The organism is Pararhizobium sp. PWRC1-1 (genome assembly GCF_049897905.1).
Lineage (GTDB): Bacteria > Pseudomonadota > Alphaproteobacteria > Rhizobiales > Rhizobiaceae > Pararhizobium.
In genome coordinates, this window is record NZ_JAFCXE010000005.1 from 217,896 (window position 1) to 234,347 (window position 16,452).

At 62.5% G+C, this 16,452-nt stretch carries 16 protein-coding genes; 15 read left to right on the forward strand and 1 reads right to left on the reverse strand.

Annotated features, from left to right (window positions below):
• Window positions 1-111: 111 nt before the first annotated feature.
• From ACP7E0_RS10815 to ACP7E0_RS10845, 7 genes are all read left to right on the forward strand, one after another.
• Window positions 112-1,248 carry a transporter substrate-binding protein gene (locus ACP7E0_RS10815; RefSeq protein ID WP_426124823.1) on the forward strand — a complete coding sequence of 379 codons (1,137 nt, stop codon included), beginning with the start codon at window positions 112-114 and terminating at the stop codon, window positions 1,246-1,248.
• On the forward strand, window positions 1,245-1,826 hold the full coding sequence (locus ACP7E0_RS10820; RefSeq protein WP_426124824.1) for an ANTAR domain-containing response regulator: 582 nt from the start codon (window positions 1,245-1,247) through the stop codon (window positions 1,824-1,826). Before ACP7E0_RS10815 ends, ACP7E0_RS10820 begins: the two co-directional genes overlap by 4 nt.
• Window positions 1,826-2,674: an ABC transporter permease gene (locus ACP7E0_RS10825; RefSeq protein ID WP_426124825.1), complete on the forward strand. Its 849-nt coding sequence runs from the start codon at window positions 1,826-1,828 to the stop codon at window positions 2,672-2,674. Before ACP7E0_RS10820 ends, ACP7E0_RS10825 begins: the two co-directional genes overlap by 1 nt.
• A 1-nt stretch (window position 2,675) precedes the next feature.
• Window positions 2,676-3,596, forward strand: a complete 921-nt coding sequence (locus tag ACP7E0_RS10830; protein ID WP_426124827.1) for an ABC transporter permease — start codon at window positions 2,676-2,678, stop codon at window positions 3,594-3,596.
• 31 nt (window positions 3,597-3,627) lie between these two features.
• The gene (locus ACP7E0_RS10835) at window positions 3,628-5,247 is read left to right on the forward strand and encodes an ABC transporter substrate-binding protein (RefSeq protein ID WP_426124828.1); all 1,620 of its coding nucleotides are present in this window, start codon (window positions 3,628-3,630) and stop codon (window positions 5,245-5,247) included.
• A gap of 297 nt (window positions 5,248-5,544) precedes the next feature.
• Window positions 5,545-6,489 (forward strand): acetamidase/formamidase family protein, encoded by a 945-nt coding sequence (locus tag ACP7E0_RS10840; protein WP_426124830.1) that lies wholly within the window; start codon window positions 5,545-5,547, stop codon window positions 6,487-6,489.
• Entirely contained in the window at window positions 6,486-8,168 is a 1,683-nt protein-coding gene (locus tag ACP7E0_RS10845; protein WP_426124832.1) for an ABC transporter ATP-binding protein, read from the forward strand. Before ACP7E0_RS10840 ends, ACP7E0_RS10845 begins: the two co-directional genes overlap by 4 nt.
• A gap of 43 nt (window positions 8,169-8,211) precedes the next feature.
• On the opposite strand, the gene ACP7E0_RS10850 is transcribed toward ACP7E0_RS10845, so the two are convergent.
• A complete protein-coding gene (locus ACP7E0_RS10850; protein WP_426124954.1) occupies window positions 8,212-9,216 on the reverse strand; it encodes a LacI family DNA-binding transcriptional regulator in 1,005 nt (334 codons plus the stop codon).
• A 151-nt stretch (window positions 9,217-9,367) separates the two neighbouring features.
• Between ACP7E0_RS10850 and ACP7E0_RS10855 the strand changes: the two genes are divergently transcribed.
• From ACP7E0_RS10855 to ACP7E0_RS10890, 8 genes are all read left to right on the forward strand, one after another.
• Window positions 9,368-10,198 carry a phytanoyl-CoA dioxygenase family protein gene (locus tag ACP7E0_RS10855; RefSeq protein ID WP_426124833.1) on the forward strand — a complete coding sequence of 277 codons (831 nt, stop codon included), beginning with the start codon at window positions 9,368-9,370 and terminating at the stop codon, window positions 10,196-10,198.
• A 126-nt stretch (window positions 10,199-10,324) separates the two neighbouring features.
• Window positions 10,325-11,857, forward strand: a complete 1,533-nt coding sequence (locus ACP7E0_RS10860; RefSeq protein WP_426124834.1) for an acyl-CoA carboxylase subunit beta — start codon at window positions 10,325-10,327, stop codon at window positions 11,855-11,857.
• A gap of 10 nt (window positions 11,858-11,867) precedes the next feature.
• Window positions 11,868-12,104 carry a DUF4160 domain-containing protein gene (locus tag ACP7E0_RS10865; RefSeq protein ID WP_426124835.1) on the forward strand — a complete coding sequence of 79 codons (237 nt, stop codon included), beginning with the start codon at window positions 11,868-11,870 and terminating at the stop codon, window positions 12,102-12,104.
• Entirely contained in the window at window positions 12,085-12,363 is a 279-nt protein-coding gene (locus ACP7E0_RS10870; RefSeq protein WP_426124837.1) for a DUF2442 domain-containing protein, read from the forward strand. The genes ACP7E0_RS10865 and ACP7E0_RS10870 overlap by 20 nt, the downstream gene beginning before the upstream one ends.
• 70 nt (window positions 12,364-12,433) lie before the next feature.
• Window positions 12,434-13,354, forward strand: a complete 921-nt coding sequence (gene yghU, locus ACP7E0_RS10875) for a glutathione-dependent disulfide-bond oxidoreductase (RefSeq protein WP_426124838.1) — start codon at window positions 12,434-12,436, stop codon at window positions 13,352-13,354.
• Between the two features lie 10 nt (window positions 13,355-13,364).
• Complete coding sequence (locus ACP7E0_RS10880; protein WP_426124839.1) at window positions 13,365-13,742, forward strand: hypothetical protein; 378 nt, start codon at window positions 13,365-13,367, stop codon at window positions 13,740-13,742.
• A 4-nt stretch (window positions 13,743-13,746) separates the two neighbouring features.
• Window positions 13,747-14,157 carry a hypothetical protein gene (locus tag ACP7E0_RS10885; protein WP_426124840.1) on the forward strand — a complete coding sequence of 137 codons (411 nt, stop codon included), beginning with the start codon at window positions 13,747-13,749 and terminating at the stop codon, window positions 14,155-14,157.
• Window positions 14,158-14,173: 16 nt separating this feature from the next.
• Window positions 14,174-16,195: an acetyl-CoA carboxylase biotin carboxylase subunit gene (locus ACP7E0_RS10890; protein WP_426124841.1), complete on the forward strand. Its 2,022-nt coding sequence runs from the start codon at window positions 14,174-14,176 to the stop codon at window positions 16,193-16,195.
• Window positions 16,196-16,452: the final 257 nt, after the last annotated feature.

Sequence of the window (16,452 nt, forward strand, 5' to 3'; positions counted from 1 at the left end):
AATTAAGCACTTTCCTTGACATGACCTTGTGGTCGATGGGCAGTTTGGCCCCACGATGCTCCCATCTGAGATGGGCACGGCGTCGTGGGTTTTTTGGTTTTTGGCGGATCGATGAACAACGCGGTAAAAATAGGTATCCTTTATTCCACGACCGGCCCCTATGCCGAGATTGGGCGCGACGCGCGCGACGGCGCCGACTTTGCGATCGAAGAAGTCCGCGCCGTCCATGGCAATGCCATCGAGCCCGTCGTCATCGATCCCCATGCCGATATCGCCGCCTATCTCGAAGGTGCCCGTGCGATGCTGCGCGATTACGGCTGCCGTCATATTATCGGAACCATTACCTCGCTTGCCCGCAAGGAAGTCATTCCGCTTGTGGAAAAACATGACGGCCTGCTCTGGTACATGTGCCCCTACGAGGGTTTCGAAGCCAATGATAACGTCATCTATACCGGCGGCTGCCCCAACCAGCATCTCTTGCCGTTGTTCGACCATCTGATCCCGCGCTTCGGACGCCGTCCCTATCTGGTCGGTGCGAACTATGTCTGGGGCTGGGAAATGAACCGGCTTGCCCGCGAGCTGATCGAGGAAGCCGGCGGCGAGGTGCTCGGCGAGCGCTACCTGCCGCTGGAGGAGACCGCGGTCGAGCGGATCGTTCTGGATATCGAACGGCAACGCCCGAGCTTCATCCTCAACAATTTCATCGGCCCCTCCAGCTATGCCTTTCTCGCCGCCATTCGCGCGCTCGGTGCCCGCAATCCGGCCTTCCTTCCGGAAAACTGCCCGGTGGTGAGCTGCGATCTGCAGGAAAGCGAACTGCCCCATATCGGCCTCGGCGTCGCCACGGGCCAGCTCTGCGCGGCCGCCTATTTCGATACGGTGGCAACCCCGGAAAATGCCGCCTTCAAGGCGCAGGTCTCCGCAAAGTTCGGTGTCGAGCGGCGCATTTCAAGCGTTTTTGCCAGCGCCTATGCCTCGGTCAAGCTTTGCACTGAAGCAATCATCACCGCCGGAACGGACGATCCGACCGCCGTTGCGCGCCAGCTGTCGGCAGCACCCCTGCCAACCGTCCTCGGTCCGATCCTGATCAATCCCGATACGCGTCATGCGGCCCTGCCCTTCCATCTCGGCCGGATCAACGATGACGGCGGTTTCGATATCATCGCCTCGCAGCCGGCCATCGCTGCCGATCCTTATCTCACCGGCCGCCGCACGCGTCCGCCGGCGCAGTTGAGGATCGTGTCATGAGGGAAACACCGAATTTCACCGGCTGGCGAGCCACGGTCCTGCACCGGGAAGACAACACCACCGAGCGCCTGACCCGCCAGCTGAAGCTGATCGGCTTTCAGGTGACGGTCCAGTGGCAACCGCTCGATGCCACCGACCTGCCGGATTTCGTGCTTGTCGATGCCGATCAGGGCTGGGACGGCCTGTTGCCATGGAGCGGCGGCAATGCGCCCTGCCCGCTGGTGGCGCTGCTCGGCTCGGAAGCGCCCGGACGCATTGCCTGGGCGATGCAACAGGGCGTCGGCGCCGTCATCGCCAAGCCGCTGGCCTCCTCGGCCGTCTATCCCGCCCTGGTCATGGCGCTCGGCATTCACCGCGAGCGCAAGGCAGTGATCGACAAGTTGAACCATCTGGAAGAGCGCGTCCGGTTGCGGCCGCTGGTCCATGCCGCCGTCGAGCGCATCATCGCCGAGCGCAAGGTCGACGAGGAGCTCGCCTATACGATACTGCGCAATTGCGCGATGCGGCGCCGGATGCCGATGGAGCAGGTCGCCGCCTCCATCCTCGGTGGCGCCGAGCCCATGCCGGAGGCCGGTTGATGCGCATCCTGAAAAGCATGATCCGTCAGCCGTCGGCGCTGTTCGGCTTGGCGATCGTCGCCCTCGTCATCTTCATGGCGGTCGCCGCCCCCCTGATCGCCCCTTACAATCCCGACGAACAGATGTTTGACGGCCTGACGCTCGAAGGCGCGCCGATGCCGCCCAGCGCCCAGTTCCTGCTCGGCACCGACACGCTCGGCCGCGATCTGTTCTCCCGCCTTCTCTACGGTGCCCGCACATCGCTGATCATCGGCCTCGTCGCCAACGGTATCGCGGTGACGATCGGCCTTCTGATCGGCATCCTGTCGGGCTATATGCGCGGTTTCGTCGGCAATGCGCTGATGCGCTTCACCGATCTGATGATGGCGTTTCCGGCTTTGCTTCTGGCCATCGTGCTGGCGGCGCTGTTGCGCCCAAGCCTGTGGATCGTCGCGATGGTAATCGCGCTGGTCAACTGGGTGCAGGTCGCCCGCATCGTCTATACCGAAACCCGCGGACTGGTGGAGCGCGACTTCATCCTGGCCGAACGGTCGCTGGGTGCCGGCCATTTCCGCATCCTGTTCCATCACATCCTGCCGCATCTGATGCCGACGGCGATCGTCTGGGGCACGCTCGGCATTGCCACCACCGTGCTTCTGGAAGCGACCCTGTCCTTCCTCGGCATCGGCGTACAGCCGCCGACGCCCTCCTGGGGCAACATCATCTTCGAAAGCCAGAGCTATTTCCAGGCGGCCCCCTGGCTGGTGTTCATCCCCGGCGCCGTCATTCTGCTCACCGCACTGTCCTTCAACCTGGTCGGCGATGCGCTGCGCGATATTCTCGACCCCACCCAGCGCGGGAGGGGTTGAGATGATCTTTCTGATCCTGCGGCGGCTCGTCCAGACGGCACTGATCCTGTTCGGCGTTGCGGCCATCACCTTCCTTCTGCTTTATGCCTTGCCCGCCGATCCCGCCCGGATGATCGCCGGCCGCAGCGCCACGGCGCAGACGGTCGCCAATATCCGCCACGAACTCGGCCTCGACCAGCCGCTGCTGGCGCAGTTCTGGAATCACCTGAAGGGCCTCACCGAAGGCAATCTCGGCCGCTCCTATGCGCAGAAGACCGATGTCGGCGCGCTGATCGCGGCCCGGCTTCCCGCAACGCTGCTCCTGATGGCAGCCGGTATCTTCGTCGAAGTGGTACTCGGCCTGTTGCTCGGCGTCATCGCGGCCGTGCGCCGTGGCGGGCCGGTCGATCGCTTCGTGATGATGGCGTCCTTCGTCGGCGTATCCGCCCCGCAGTTCGTCGCGGCCCTCCTGCTTCTCTATGTCTTTGCAGTGACGCTTGCCTGGTTCCCGATGAGCGGCTTCGGCACTTTCGCCCATGTCGTGCTGCCCGCCACCACACTCGGCATTCTCGGGGCCGGCTGGTATGCGCGCATGGTCCGCTCGGCGATGATCGACGTGCTCAATCAGGATTATGTCCGCACTGCCCGCGCCAAGGGCCTGTCGTCTGCCCGCATCGTCTTTCGCCATGCGCTGCCGAATGCGCTTTTGCCGATCATCGCGATGATCGGCATCGATATCGGCCAGTTCATGAGCGGCGTGGTCGTGGTCGAGGCCGTCTATGGCTGGCCCGGCATCGGCCAGCTTGCCTGGCAGGCGATCCAGCAGGTCGATATCCCGATCATCATGGGCGTGACGCTGGTTTCGGCGCTCGCCATCGTCATCGGCAATCTCATCGCAGATCTGATCGCACCACTCATCGATCCGCGCATTCGTGCGCGCTAACCAAATCAGCAACCAAAAAGGGGAACTCAAAATGTTCAAACGCTGGCTTAGACACTCGACAATCGCGATGGCCCTCGCCCTCACCCCGCTGCCTGCCTTCGCGCAGGATGCCATCAAGCAGGGCGGCGATATCGTCATCACCTACAAGGACGACATCGCCACGCTCGATCCGGCTATCGGCTACGACTGGGTCAACTGGTCGATGATCAAGAGCCTCTATTCGCGCCTGATGGATTATACGCCGGGCACGCCGGACCTGATCCCATCGTTGGCCGAGAGCTTTACCGTTTCGCCTGATGGCCTCACCTACACATTCAAGCTGCGCAAGGGCGTGAAGTTCACCAATGGCCGCGAAGTTGTCGCCTCCGACGTGAAATATTCGATCGAGCGTGCCGTCGATCCGAAGACGCAAGGCCCGGGCGCCGGCTTCTTCGGCGCCATCAAGGGTTTTGACGCGGTCACCGGCGGTACGTCGACGACGCTGGACGGCATTGCAACGCCGGACGATTCGACCGTCGTCTTCACGCTGTCGCGTCCCGACGCCACCTTCCTGCATGTTCTCGCCATCAACTTCGCCTCCGTCGTACCCAAGGAAGCCGTTGAAGCGGCAGCCGGTGATTTCGGCAAGAAGCCGGTCGGTTCAGGCACGTTCGCGCTGAAGGAATGGACCATCGGCCAGCGTCTCGTGTTCGAGCGCAACCCGGATTATTTCGTCAAAGACATGCCGCATATCGACAAGTTCACCGTCGAAGTCGGCCAGGAACCGCTGGTGGCGCTGTTGCGCCTGCAGAAGGGCGAAGTCGATATCGCCGGCGACGGCGTGCCGCCGGCCAAGTTCCTCGAAATCAAGAACTCGCCTGAAGGTGCCGAGATCATCGTCGACGGTGCGCAGCTGCACACCGGCTACATCACGCTCAACACCAAGGTGGCGCCCTTCGACAATGTGAAGGTCCGCCAGGCCCTCAACATGGCCATCAACAAGGAGCGCATCACCCGCATCCTCAATGGCCGCGCCACCGCCGCCAACCAGCCGCTGCCACCGCTGATGCCGGGTTATGACAAGACCTTTACCGGCTATGCCTTCGACGTCGAGAAGGCCAAGGCGCTTCTCGCCGAGGCCGGCTTCCCGGATGGCTTCGAAACCATCCTCTACTCAACCAACACCGATCCGCAGCCGCGCATCGCGCAGGCAATCCAGCAGGATCTGGCGGCTATCGGCGTCAAGGCCGAGGTTCGTGCCCTGGCGCAGGCCAACGTGATTGCCGCCGGCGGTACCGAAGGCGAAGCGCCGATGATCTGGTCGGGCGGCATGGCCTGGATCGCCGACTTCCCGGATCCGTCCAACTTCTATGGTCCGATTCTGGGTTGCTCCGGTGCGGTTCAGGGTGGCTGGAACTGGTCCTGGTATTGCAACAAGGACCTCGATGCCCGCGCGATTGCGGCCGATTCGATGTCGGACCCGGCCAAGGCCGCCGAGCGTCAGGCTGAATGGGGCAAGATCTTCACCGATATCATGGCCGATGCGCCGTGGATCCCGGTCACCAACGAACGCCGCGTCGTCGCCAAGTCGCCGCGCATGGGCGGCGACGGCAATATCTACATCGATCCGACCCGCGTCATCAACTACGACGCGATCTTCGTGAAGGAATAAAACAACGATCATGGCTCCGGCGGCTTTCCCGCAGCCATGATTGTCGGGGCCATGATCGTGAGGGGCGCACGCAAGCTGCAGCCTCTTCTCCCCAGCGGGGAGAAGTGCCGAGCGGATGCGAGGCGATGAGGGGGCGGCGCGGCACATGGAGAGTGCTTGGCTCCCCCTCATCCGGCCCTTCGTGCCACCTTCTCCCCGCTGGGGAGAAGAGGGAGCATGCCGCTCCTGCCAGACAGAATAACGATATGCGCGCACGTCAGTGATCCGATGCGCTGCGCTTCCAAGGGAGAACAACCAATGTGCGTCGCCTGCACCCACACCATTCACCGCGCCCAGCACAATTTCGGCTGGAACAAGGATTTCGAGCCCGCTCTCCTCGCCAAGCCGGGTGAGACGATCCATTTCGAATGCCTGGATTCGTCCGGCGGCCAGTTGGGTGCCGGTTCGACGCTCGAGACCCTGGCCGCGCTCGATTTCAACAAGATCAATCCCGTCACCGGCCCGGTCTATGTCGAAGGTGCCAAGCCCGGCGATGCCCTGAAGGTAACGATCCGCCGCTTCATCCCGTCCGGCGTCGGCTGGACCGCAAACATTCCGGGCTTCGGCCTGCTGGCAGACCAGTTCAAGGAGCCGGCTTTGCATATGTGGTCCTACGATCCGCACAGCATGGCGCCGTCGCTCTATGGCCCCGGCGGCAAGGTGCCGTTGAAACCCTTTGCCGGAACGATCGGCGTTGCACCGGCAGAACCCGGCCTGCATTCCGTCGTGCCGCCGCGCCGCGTCGGCGGCAATCTCGATATTCGCGACCTGACCTCGGGCGTGACGCTCTATCTGCCGGTCGAAGTCGAGGGCGCACTGTTCTCGATCGGCGACACCCACGCCGCCCAGGGCGACGGCGAAGTCTGCGGCACCGCCATCGAAAGCCAGATGGAAGTCGAGGCGACCATCGAGTTGGTCAAGGACGCACGCCTGCAGAGCCCGCGCTTTACCACTACCGGACCCGTCACCCGCCATCTCGACAGCATGGGCTATGAGGTCACGACCGGCATCGGCCCGGACCTGATGACCGGCGCCCGCGAGGCGCTGATGCGGATGATCGACCTGCTCGGCTCCGAACATGGCATGAACCCCGTCGATGCCTACCTGCTCTGCTCGGTCTGCGGCGATCTCAGAATCAGCGAAATCGTCGATATGCCCAATTGGGTTGTCTCCTTCTACTTCCCGAGGATCGTGTTCGCGTGACATCTGCTTTCCCCGTTTCCCCATCGGTCCTCACCGTCGACAAGCTCTGCGTCGATGCCCGCACGCCGGAAGGCCGCAGGCGGGTTCTCGATGACGTCAGTTTCGATCTGAAGCTTGGGGAAACACTCTGCATTGCCGGCGAAAGCGGTTCAGGCAAATCGGTGACGTCGCTCGCCATCATGGGACTTCTGCCGAAGGCATCGTTGCAGATCGCCTCCGGCAGCATCGCGCTGGAAGGACGGGAACTGTCGCGACTGTCAAACAGCGCCATGCGCAGCGTCCGTGGCGGCGATGTCGCCATGGTGTTCCAGGAGCCTATGACCTCGCTCAACCCGGTGATGTCGATCGGGGCGCAACTGACCGAGGCCATTCGCGAGCATCAGGGCTCGGAAGGCGACAGCGCCGACGCGGTGGCGCTGCGCATGCTCGATGCCGTCCACATGACCGATCCGGCCAAGCGGCTGAAACAATATCCGCATGAGCTCTCCGGCGGCATGCGTCAGCGGGTGATGATCGCCATGGCGCTTTCCTGCCGGCCGAAAGTGCTGATCGCCGACGAACCGACCACAGCGCTCGACGTGACGGTACAGGCGCAGATCCTCAAGCTGATGGACGAGTTGAAGCGCGAGTTCGGCGCCTCGATCATCCTGATTACCCACGACATGGGCGTTGTCGCCCAGATGGCTGACCGCGTCGTCATCATGCAGGCCGGCCGCATCATCGAACAGGGCGATGCCCTGCCGATCTTCAATGCTCCGACGCAGCGCTATACCCAGGATCTGCTGGCCGCCGTGCCGCGGCTCGGCGCTCATGCGGGCACCGATGGCCCGCCGCGCATCCGCCCTGTAACAGCGGATACGCCGCCACTCGATCCCGCCCCGGTCCTTACGGTGCGCGGACTGGATGTCACCTATGGCAAGGCGACAGGCTGGCTCTTGGGCAAGAAGCCGCCGGCCTTGGCCGCCGGCGATGTTTCCTTCGAGATCCTGCCCGGCCACACGCTTGGCCTCGTCGGCGAAAGCGGCTCGGGCAAATCCACCACCGGCAAGGCCGTCCTCGGTCTCATTCCCTTCACCGGCGATGTCGTTATCGACGGCCAGAACATCGGCGGTCTCAGCCAGCGGCAGATGCGGCCGGTGCGGCGTAGCGCCCAGATGATCTTTCAGGATCCCTACGCATCGCTTGATCCACGCATGGCGGTGGGTGCCGCGATTGCCGAACCGCTGATCATCCACGGCCTGGCCAACAAGGGCGAGCGCGACGACCGCGTGGCGGAACTGCTGCGCCGGGTCGGCCTGCAACCGGACGCCGCCAGCCGCTATCCGCACGAATTTTCCGGCGGCCAGCGCCAGCGCATCTGCATTGCCCGGGCGCTGACGCTTGGACCGAAACTGATCGTCGCCGATGAAAGCGTCGCAGCCCTTGATGTGTCGGTACGCGCCCGCGTGCTCGATCTGATGCTGGAGCTGCAAGAAACCATGGGTCTCGCCTATCTGCTGATCTCGCACGATATGGCCGTGATCGAACGCATGTCCCACAATGTCGCCGTCATGCGCTCCGGCCGCATCGTCGAAATGGGATCGCGCCGATCGGTTTTCGAAAATCCGAAGGATGCCTATACCCAGGCCCTGATGACAGCGGTGCCGATCCCCGACCCGGCCTTGCGCAATGTGGCGTGATGACCAACATCGATCTATGTAGCCGGCTAATCTTCTGTTTGGGTTACACGGGGGCAGCGAGCGAATCGCGTTCGATCAGATTGCAGTCCATCTTGGTCAGCGGATAGACCTCCTTGCCGGATCTGCGTCCCTTGCCGAGCGCTGAGATCGCCCAGGCGCCCATCGCCCGGTGCGGCAGGATCAGCGTACTCAGCTGCGGCCGCAGGTGGCGGCAGAGTTCGTCGTCGTCATAGCCGATGACGGAGACATCCTGCGGGATTTTCAGGCCTGCGTCGCGTAGCGCGTTGTAGCAGCCGGATGCCATCTTGTCGTTCTGGCAGAAGAACGCGGTCGGGCGGTCCTTCAGCGCCAGAAAACGCTGCGTCGCCTCGAAACCCGAGGTCGGCGACCAGTTGCCTTCGCCGACCAGGTCGGCATCATAGGCGATACCGGCCTTTGCCAGCGCCTTCTTGTAGCCCTTCAGCCGGTCCTGCGCGGCCTGCATGAACGGTTCGCCGACGATGGTCGCAATGCGGCGATGACCAAGCCGGATCAGCGTCTCAGTGGCGGCAAAACCGCCGGCGGCTTCATCGGGAACAACAGAAGGAAAGCGGCTTTCCGGCGCATAGCAATTCAAAAGCACGACGGGGACCGAAAGCCCTTCGAGAAAGGCCGGCGGCGTTACCTGCCGGGTAAAGATCGTCATGTAGATCAGTCCCTCGATGCCGCTGCGCAACATCGCCTCGACGGCCTTTTCCTCCCGCTCCGGATTGCCCATCGTCTGGGCAACGAGGATGGTCGCCCCCTCATCCCAGCAGGCCTGCCGTGCGCCCTCAATGGCATTGACCGATTCCGGCGTCGTCGCCAGCTGATCGCAGATGAAGCCGATGGTACCGTGGCTGCCGAGCACCGGCCGGTGAATGAGAGACGATGCGCCATAGCCCAGCGTGCGGGCCGCGTCGATGACCTTGCCGCGCGTTTCCGCGGAGATCGTCACGCCCGTCGCATTGTTCAGGACGAACGACACCGTTGCCTGCGAGCACCCCGCAAGCCGGGCGACATCCGTCATCGTCACGCGGCGTGGCGGCTTTTCATGTTTGGTTTTCTTCAAGGATGACCTTTCCCGGAGCGAGAGGGGAGCCTAGCTTATTTATTCTCATAAGCATATTGACTAATAATTATTAGTTACTCTACGCTGGGATCAACGGAGGAGAACGATCATGAACGCACCGGCACGATTTGATCTGCAGGACAATCTCAAAGCCTTGAAGGAAGACGGCATCACCGGCCTGAAGGGCGCCTTTGCGCCCGAATGGGCCGATGCGATGCGGGAGGACATGATGACGGCCTTTTGGTCGGCCATTCAGCGTCCGGGCGGCGCGGTCGGCCGTGGCCCGCGGCGCTGGTATGTGGAAATCCATCCGCAGGATTTCGGCGGCTTCGTCGATCTGATCATGCATCCATGGGTGATCGCCGTGTGCGAGAACACGCTGGGGCCGGACTACCAGATCGTCGAAATCGGCCTGGACGTGCCGTTCGAGGGCGCGCGGTACCAGCCCTGGCACCGCGACTTTCCCTCGCCGGAAGACACCTATGTGGGCCGCCGCATCACCTCGCTCGCCTTCAACCTGACCGGCGTCGATGTCACGCCGGATATGGGGCCATTCGAGATCGCCCCCGGCACCCAGTATGATGACGGCCGCGACTGGAAACACGAGATGTTTCCGGACAAGGCGCTCTGGGGCCGGTTCCAGGAACGCGCCACCCGCAAGTTTCCGCAGCGCGGCGATATTTCCTGCCGCTCGGCCCTGACAGTCCATCGCGGCACCGAGCACCTGTCGCCGATCGCAAGGCCGGTCATGGTGCTCGGCGTCGATGCGCCGGGCGCCGGTCATGCCGAACTGCACGACATGATGGTAACGCAGGACTATTTCGATGCCCTGCCGGACAAGGCCAAGAAGCACCTCGTCTGCCGCGTCGTCGATGAACTGGTGCCGATCAGCCAGAAGCATGACATCGAGGGGCTGGTGATGGGCGCCGATCCCGCCTGACGGAGAGTTTCACCGCGCGCCGCCAGCGGCTCGTCCTTTTGTCTAAGCACGCACCGCTTGCGCGATCGGTGATTTCCTTCGATCGTGTTTCCGGCTAAGCAGGAGACAAAGACGACGGGAGGAAGCATGCGCAATATCATCGAAACCGTGGAAGCGCGCCGCGCCGAGGCGCGTCTTGGCGGCGGGCAGAAGCGCATCGACGCCCAGCATGCCAAGGGCAAGCTGACGGCGCGCGAGCGCATCGAGGTGCTGCTCGACGAAGGCTCGTTCGAAGAATACGACATGTATGTCACCCACCGCGCCGTCGATTTCGGCATGGCCGAACAGAAGGTGGCGGGCGACGGCGTCGTCACCGGCTGGGGCACGATCAACGGCCGCCAGGTCTATGTCTTTTCCCAAGACTTCACCGTGCTCGGCGGCTCGCTGTCCGAGACCCATGCACAAAAAATCTGCAAGATCATGGACATGGCCGTGCGCAACGGTGCGCCGGTCATCGGGCTGAATGATTCCGGCGGCGCCCGCATCCAGGAAGGTGTGGCCTCGCTTGCCGGTTATGCCGAAGTGTTCCGCCGCAATGCCGAGGCCTCCGGCGTCATCCCGCAGATTTCCGTCATCATGGGCCCTTGTGCCGGCGGTGCGGTCTATTCGCCGGCGATGACCGATTTCATCTTCATGGTGCGTGACAGTTCCTACATGTTCGTCACCGGCCCAGACGTGGTGAAGACCGTCACCAACGAGATCGTCACGGCCGAGGAACTGGGCGGCGCCGGCACCCATACGAAGAAATCCTCGGTCGCCGATGCGGCCTATGAAAACGACATCGAGACGCTCGAGCAGGTCCGCCTGCTGTTTGATTTCCTGCCGCTCAACAACCGCGAAAAGCCGCCGGTCCGTCCCTTCCACGACGATCCGGCCCGCATCGAAAACCGGCTCGACACGCTGATCCCGGACAGTTCCGCCAAACCCTACGACATGAAGGAGCTCATCCACGCGATCGCCGACGAAGGCGATTTCTTCGAGCTTCAGGAAGCCTTCGCCCGCAACATCATCACCGGCTTCATCCGGCTGGAAGGCCAGAGCGTCGGCGTCGTCGCCAACCAGCCGATGGTGCTGGCCGGTTGTCTCGATATCGACAGTTCGCGCAAGGCTGCCCGCTTCGTGCGCTTCTGCGATGCCTTCTCGATCCCGATCTTGACGCTCGTAGACGTGCCCGGCTTCCTGCCCGGCGTGGCGCAGGAATATGGCGGCGTCATCAAGCACGGCGCCAAGCTTCTGTTCGCCTATAGCCAGGCGACCGTTCCGATGGTGACGCTGATCACCCGAAAAGCCTATGGCGGCGCCTATGACGTCATGGCGTCGAAACATATCGGCGCCGACGTCAACTATGCCTGGCCGACCGCCGAAATCGCCGTGATGGGCGCAAAAGGCGCGACGGAAATCCTCTATCGCTCCGAACTCGGCGACGCAGACAAGATCGCCGCCCGGACGAAGGAATACGAGGAACGCTTCGCCAACCCCTTCGTCGCCGCCGAACGCGGTTTTATCGACGAAGTCATCATGCCGCATTCGTCCCGCCGAAGAATTGCCCGGGCGTTTGCCTCATTGAGGAACAAGCGCATGGAACAGCTGTGGCGCAAGCACGATACGATCCCGTTGTGAGGATGACCGGGTGCCCAAGGTTTTCGAATGGAAAGGCTGGCGATTCGAATTCTACAGTCTTGATCGCTCCGAGCCGCCGCACGTGCATATTCGTAAAGACCGGAAGGAAACGAAAATCTGGCTTGAACGTCTCGAAGTGGCACGCAACAAGCGCTGCACCGACAAGGAACTCAACGAGCTTCTCGATGTGGTAAAACATCACCAGCAGGCCTTTCTGGAGAAATGGAATGAGCACTTTGGAAATTGATGAGGATTTGCTCGAACCGACGGCTGCCCATTGCACCGACACGGCACTCGTTGTGCAGCTTGCAGACGGTGCAAGCTTGGTCACGCCGCTGTGGTGGTATCCTCCCCTTCTTGCCGCGTCTTCGGAACAGCGAAACAACATCGAACTTTCGCCCTATGGGGTTCATTGGCCGGGCCTCGACGAAGATTTGAGCATCGAAGGCATGCTGCGGGGCCGGAAGTATCCCGATGCCAAACCACCGGCGGAAGCCGCAGAGTGAAAGATGGAGGCAGTTCCAGCTTCACGCACGCTCCCGCAATGACGAATCCCCTTAGACAGGACCAACGCACATGACTGAAAAATCCCCCGCCGATAATTTTCCCGCCGGCTATGAAGTCCCGAAAGTCTGGACATGGGACAAGGGTAATGGCGGCGCGTTCGCCAGTATCAACCGGCCGATCGCCGGACCGACCCAGGACAAGCCGCTGCCGGTCGGCAAACACCCGCTGCAGCTCTATTCGCTGGCGACGCCGAATGGCGTCAAGGTGACGATCATGCTGGAGGAGCTGCTCGCTGCAGGTCATACAGGTGCCGAATACGACGCCTGGCCGATCCGGATCGGCGATGGTGACCAGTTCGGCTCGGGTTTTGTCGACGTCAATCCGAACTCGAAAATCCCGGCGTTGATGGACCATGCGCCGAAGGGCGGCGGTGAACCCGTGCGCGTGTTTGAATCCGCCTCGATCCTGCTCTATCTTGCCGAAAAATTCGGCGCCTTCCTGCCAACGGATCTGCGCGCCCGCACCGAAACGTTCAATTGGCTGTTCTGGCAGATGGGCTCGGCGCCCTTCCTCGGCGGCGGCTTCGGCCATTTCTACGCCTATGCGCCGATCCACATCAAATACGCCATCGACCGCTACGCCATGGAAGTGAAGCGCCAGCTCGACGTGCTCAACCGGCATCTGGCCGACAACCAGTTCCTGGCGGGTTCGGATTACACCATCGCCGACATGGCCACCTGGCCCTGGTATGGCAATCTGGCGCTCGGCCAGGCCTATGGCGATGCCGGTACCTTCCTCGATGTGCAGAGCTACAAGAACGTCCAGCGCTGGACGGCTGAGATCGCCGCCCGCCCGGCGGTCAAGCGTGGCCGCATGGTCAATCGCCTGAGCGGCGACCCTTCAGAACAGCTGCACGAACGCCACGACGCCTCCGACTTCGACACGAAGACGCAGGACAAGATCGCCCCAAACGGCGCGACGAAGGCGTAAGGAGACGACTATGGCCAAGCGGCCCGAGATGACAAAACACAGGGGTTTTCCCTCCGGCATGCCGGGCCATGGCCATCATTTCACCATTCGGCGGGTGAACGAGAAGGGCGTCACGCCGCTCAAGGCGCTGCAACGCCTCGCCCGCCCGAACTCGATCGAACAGAAGGTCGACGCCGCCTTCCTGCATGCCCTCTGGCACCAGTTTGGCACCGAGCCGTTCGAACGCGGCAATCTCGATGCCGGACGTTTGAACCTCCTGTTCGGCCGCGAAGTCGTGCCGGCCGAGGAGCCGTTCAACGCCACATCCTATGAGGCGTTGCTGCGGATCGATGAACGGGTGGGGCGCAAGAACTTCCCGGAAGCTTTTGAAGATGTGTTCGAGGTGTGACGCCATGGCCAAGACCCCTGAAATGCCCAAGCATCGCGGCTTTCCGCCCGGCCTGCTCGGAACCCAGTGGCAATTCACCCTGCGCCGGGCCAATTCCAAGGTCACCCCTTTGACGGCCTGGCCGCGGCAGCGGACCATGGATCAGACGGTAGCGCTCGCCGATATCGGCTTCGTCCAGGCGCTCTGGCAATATTTCGGCACGACGCCGTTCCAGCGCGGCAATCTGGACGGAGAACGGCTGTGCCGCCTGTTCGGGCGCGAACTGCTACCGGCGGAACGGGGTTTTGATCCTGCCTCATACGAAGGACTGCTGAAGCTCAACGAGGCCTTGGCCCGCAAGAACTTCCCGCAGGCTTTCGAGGAAGAGAAGAAGGATGCGAGCCCGGCGCGCGTCACCAGGAAAACTGCCGAATGAGCGAGGCCAGCCGTCCATGATCAAAAAAATCCTCATTGCCAATCGCGGCGAGATTGCCTGCCGGGTCATCAAGACGGCCCGCAAGATGGGCATCGCCACGGTTGCCGTCTATTCGGATGCGGATGCCGATGCGCTGCATGTGACGATGGCCGACGAGGCCGTGCATATCGGGCCTTCGCCGTCGAGCCAGTCCTATATCGTCATCGACAGGATTCTTGAGGCGATCCGCAAGACAGGTGCCGATGCGGTGCATCCGGGCTATGGCTTCCTGTCGGAAAACGCCGTGTTTGCGCAGGCGCTGGAAAAGGCAGGCATCGCCTTCATCGGCCCGCCGGTCGGCGCTATCCAGGCGATGGGCGACAAGATCACCTCGAAGAAACTGGCGGCTGAGGCCGGCGTTTCCACCGTGCCCGGCCATATGGGCCTGATTGCCGATGCCGAGGAGGCGGTGAAGATTTCCGCCTCCATCGGCTATCCGGTGATGATCAAGGCGTCTGCCGGCGGTGGCGGCAAGGGCATGCGTATCGCCTGGAACGACGCTGAAGCCCGCGAAGGCTTCCAGTCCTCCAAGAACGAGGCCAAGGCTTCGTTTGGCGACGACCGCATCTTCATCGAGAAATTCGTTACCCAGCCACGCCATATCGAAATCCAGGTGCTGGGCGACACGCATGGCACCGTGCTCTATCTCGGAGAGCGTGAATGCTCGATCCAGCGGCGAAACCAGAAGGTCATCGAGGAAGCCCCCTCGCCGTTCCTCGACGAGAAGACCCGCCGCGCCATGGGCGAACAGGCCGTGGCACTGTCGAAGGCGGTCGGCTATCATTCGGCGGGTACCGTCGAATTCATCGTCGATGGCAACAGGAACTTCTACTTCCTCGAAATGAACACCCGCCTGCAGGTCGAGCATCCCGTCACCGAACTGATCACCGGCATCGATCTGGTCGAACAGATGATCCGGGTGGCTTCCGGCGAAAAGCTGTCCTTCGGCCAGGATGATATCAAGCGCAACGGCTGGGCGATCGAAAGCCGGCTTTATGCCGAGGATCCCTACCGCAACTTCCTGCCCTCGATCGGCCGTCTCTCCCGCTACCGGCCACCGGTCGAAGGCAAGACGTCCGATGGCATCATCGTGCGCAACGATACCGGTGTCTTCGAGGGCGGCGAGATCTCGATGTATTACGACCCGATGGTCGCCAAGCTCTGCACCTGGGCACCGGAAAAAGAAGGGGCACCGGCTCGCCTCACCGCCATCGACGCCATGTCGGCGGCACTCGACGATTTCGAAGTCGAAGGCATCGGCCATAACCTGCCATTCCTGTCGGCCGTCATGCAGCATGAGCGGTTCCGCTCCGGCAACATCACCACGGCCTTCATCGCCGAGGAATTCCCGGATGGTTTTCATGGTGTCGAGCCTGATACGGCCTCCGCACGCAAGCTGGCGGCCGTCGCCACGCTGGTGCACCAGGCGCTGCAGGACCGCGCCGTGCAGATCTCCGGCACCATCGGCAATCATCGCCGGGTGATCGGCAAGGACTGGGTCGTCACCTTTGCCGGCCAGGACCATGCGGTAACGCTCGACGCGTCGGCCGATGGTCCCTATGCCCGGCTGTCGGATGGCACCCTCTTTGCCGCTGCCGGTGACTGGACGCCCGGCCGCAGCCACGCCACCTTTAATGTCGATGGGACAGTGATGGGCGTGAAAGTCGAGCTTGCCGGCACCGGCATCCGCCTGCGCTGGCGCGGCATCGATATCACCGCCCATGTACGCAGCCCGCGCGTTGCCGAGCTTGCCCGGCTGATGCCGAAAAAGCTGCCACCGGATACGTCGAAAATGCTGCTTTGCCCGATGCCTGGCGTCATCACCGCCGTCACGGTTATCCAGGGTGAGACCGTGGAAGCTGGCCAGGCCTTAGCAACGGTCGAGGCGATGAAGATGGAGAATATCCTGCGCGCCGAACGCCGCGGCGTGGTCAAGCGTGTCGCCGTGTCAGCGGGCGCCAGTCTGGCCGTCGATGAGCTGATCATGGAGTTCGAATAGGGGTGGCGGGGAAAAAGTGAGCCCCTCACCTATAAAATCGAGCACTTAGCTTCGCTAAGTCCTGATTTTATGTCCTCTCCCGCAAGGGGAGAGGGAAGCCGCAGTGGCTGCCGCGATTTGTCTCTCCCCTTGCGGGAGAGAAAGCAATTTCAATATCTTAGCTTCAGCTAAGTGTCAGAAATTGCAAGTGAGGGGCCGCGCCTTGGAATGGGAACGGAGAAGGGAGCGCAATTGAGAACCGAAACATCGACGGATTT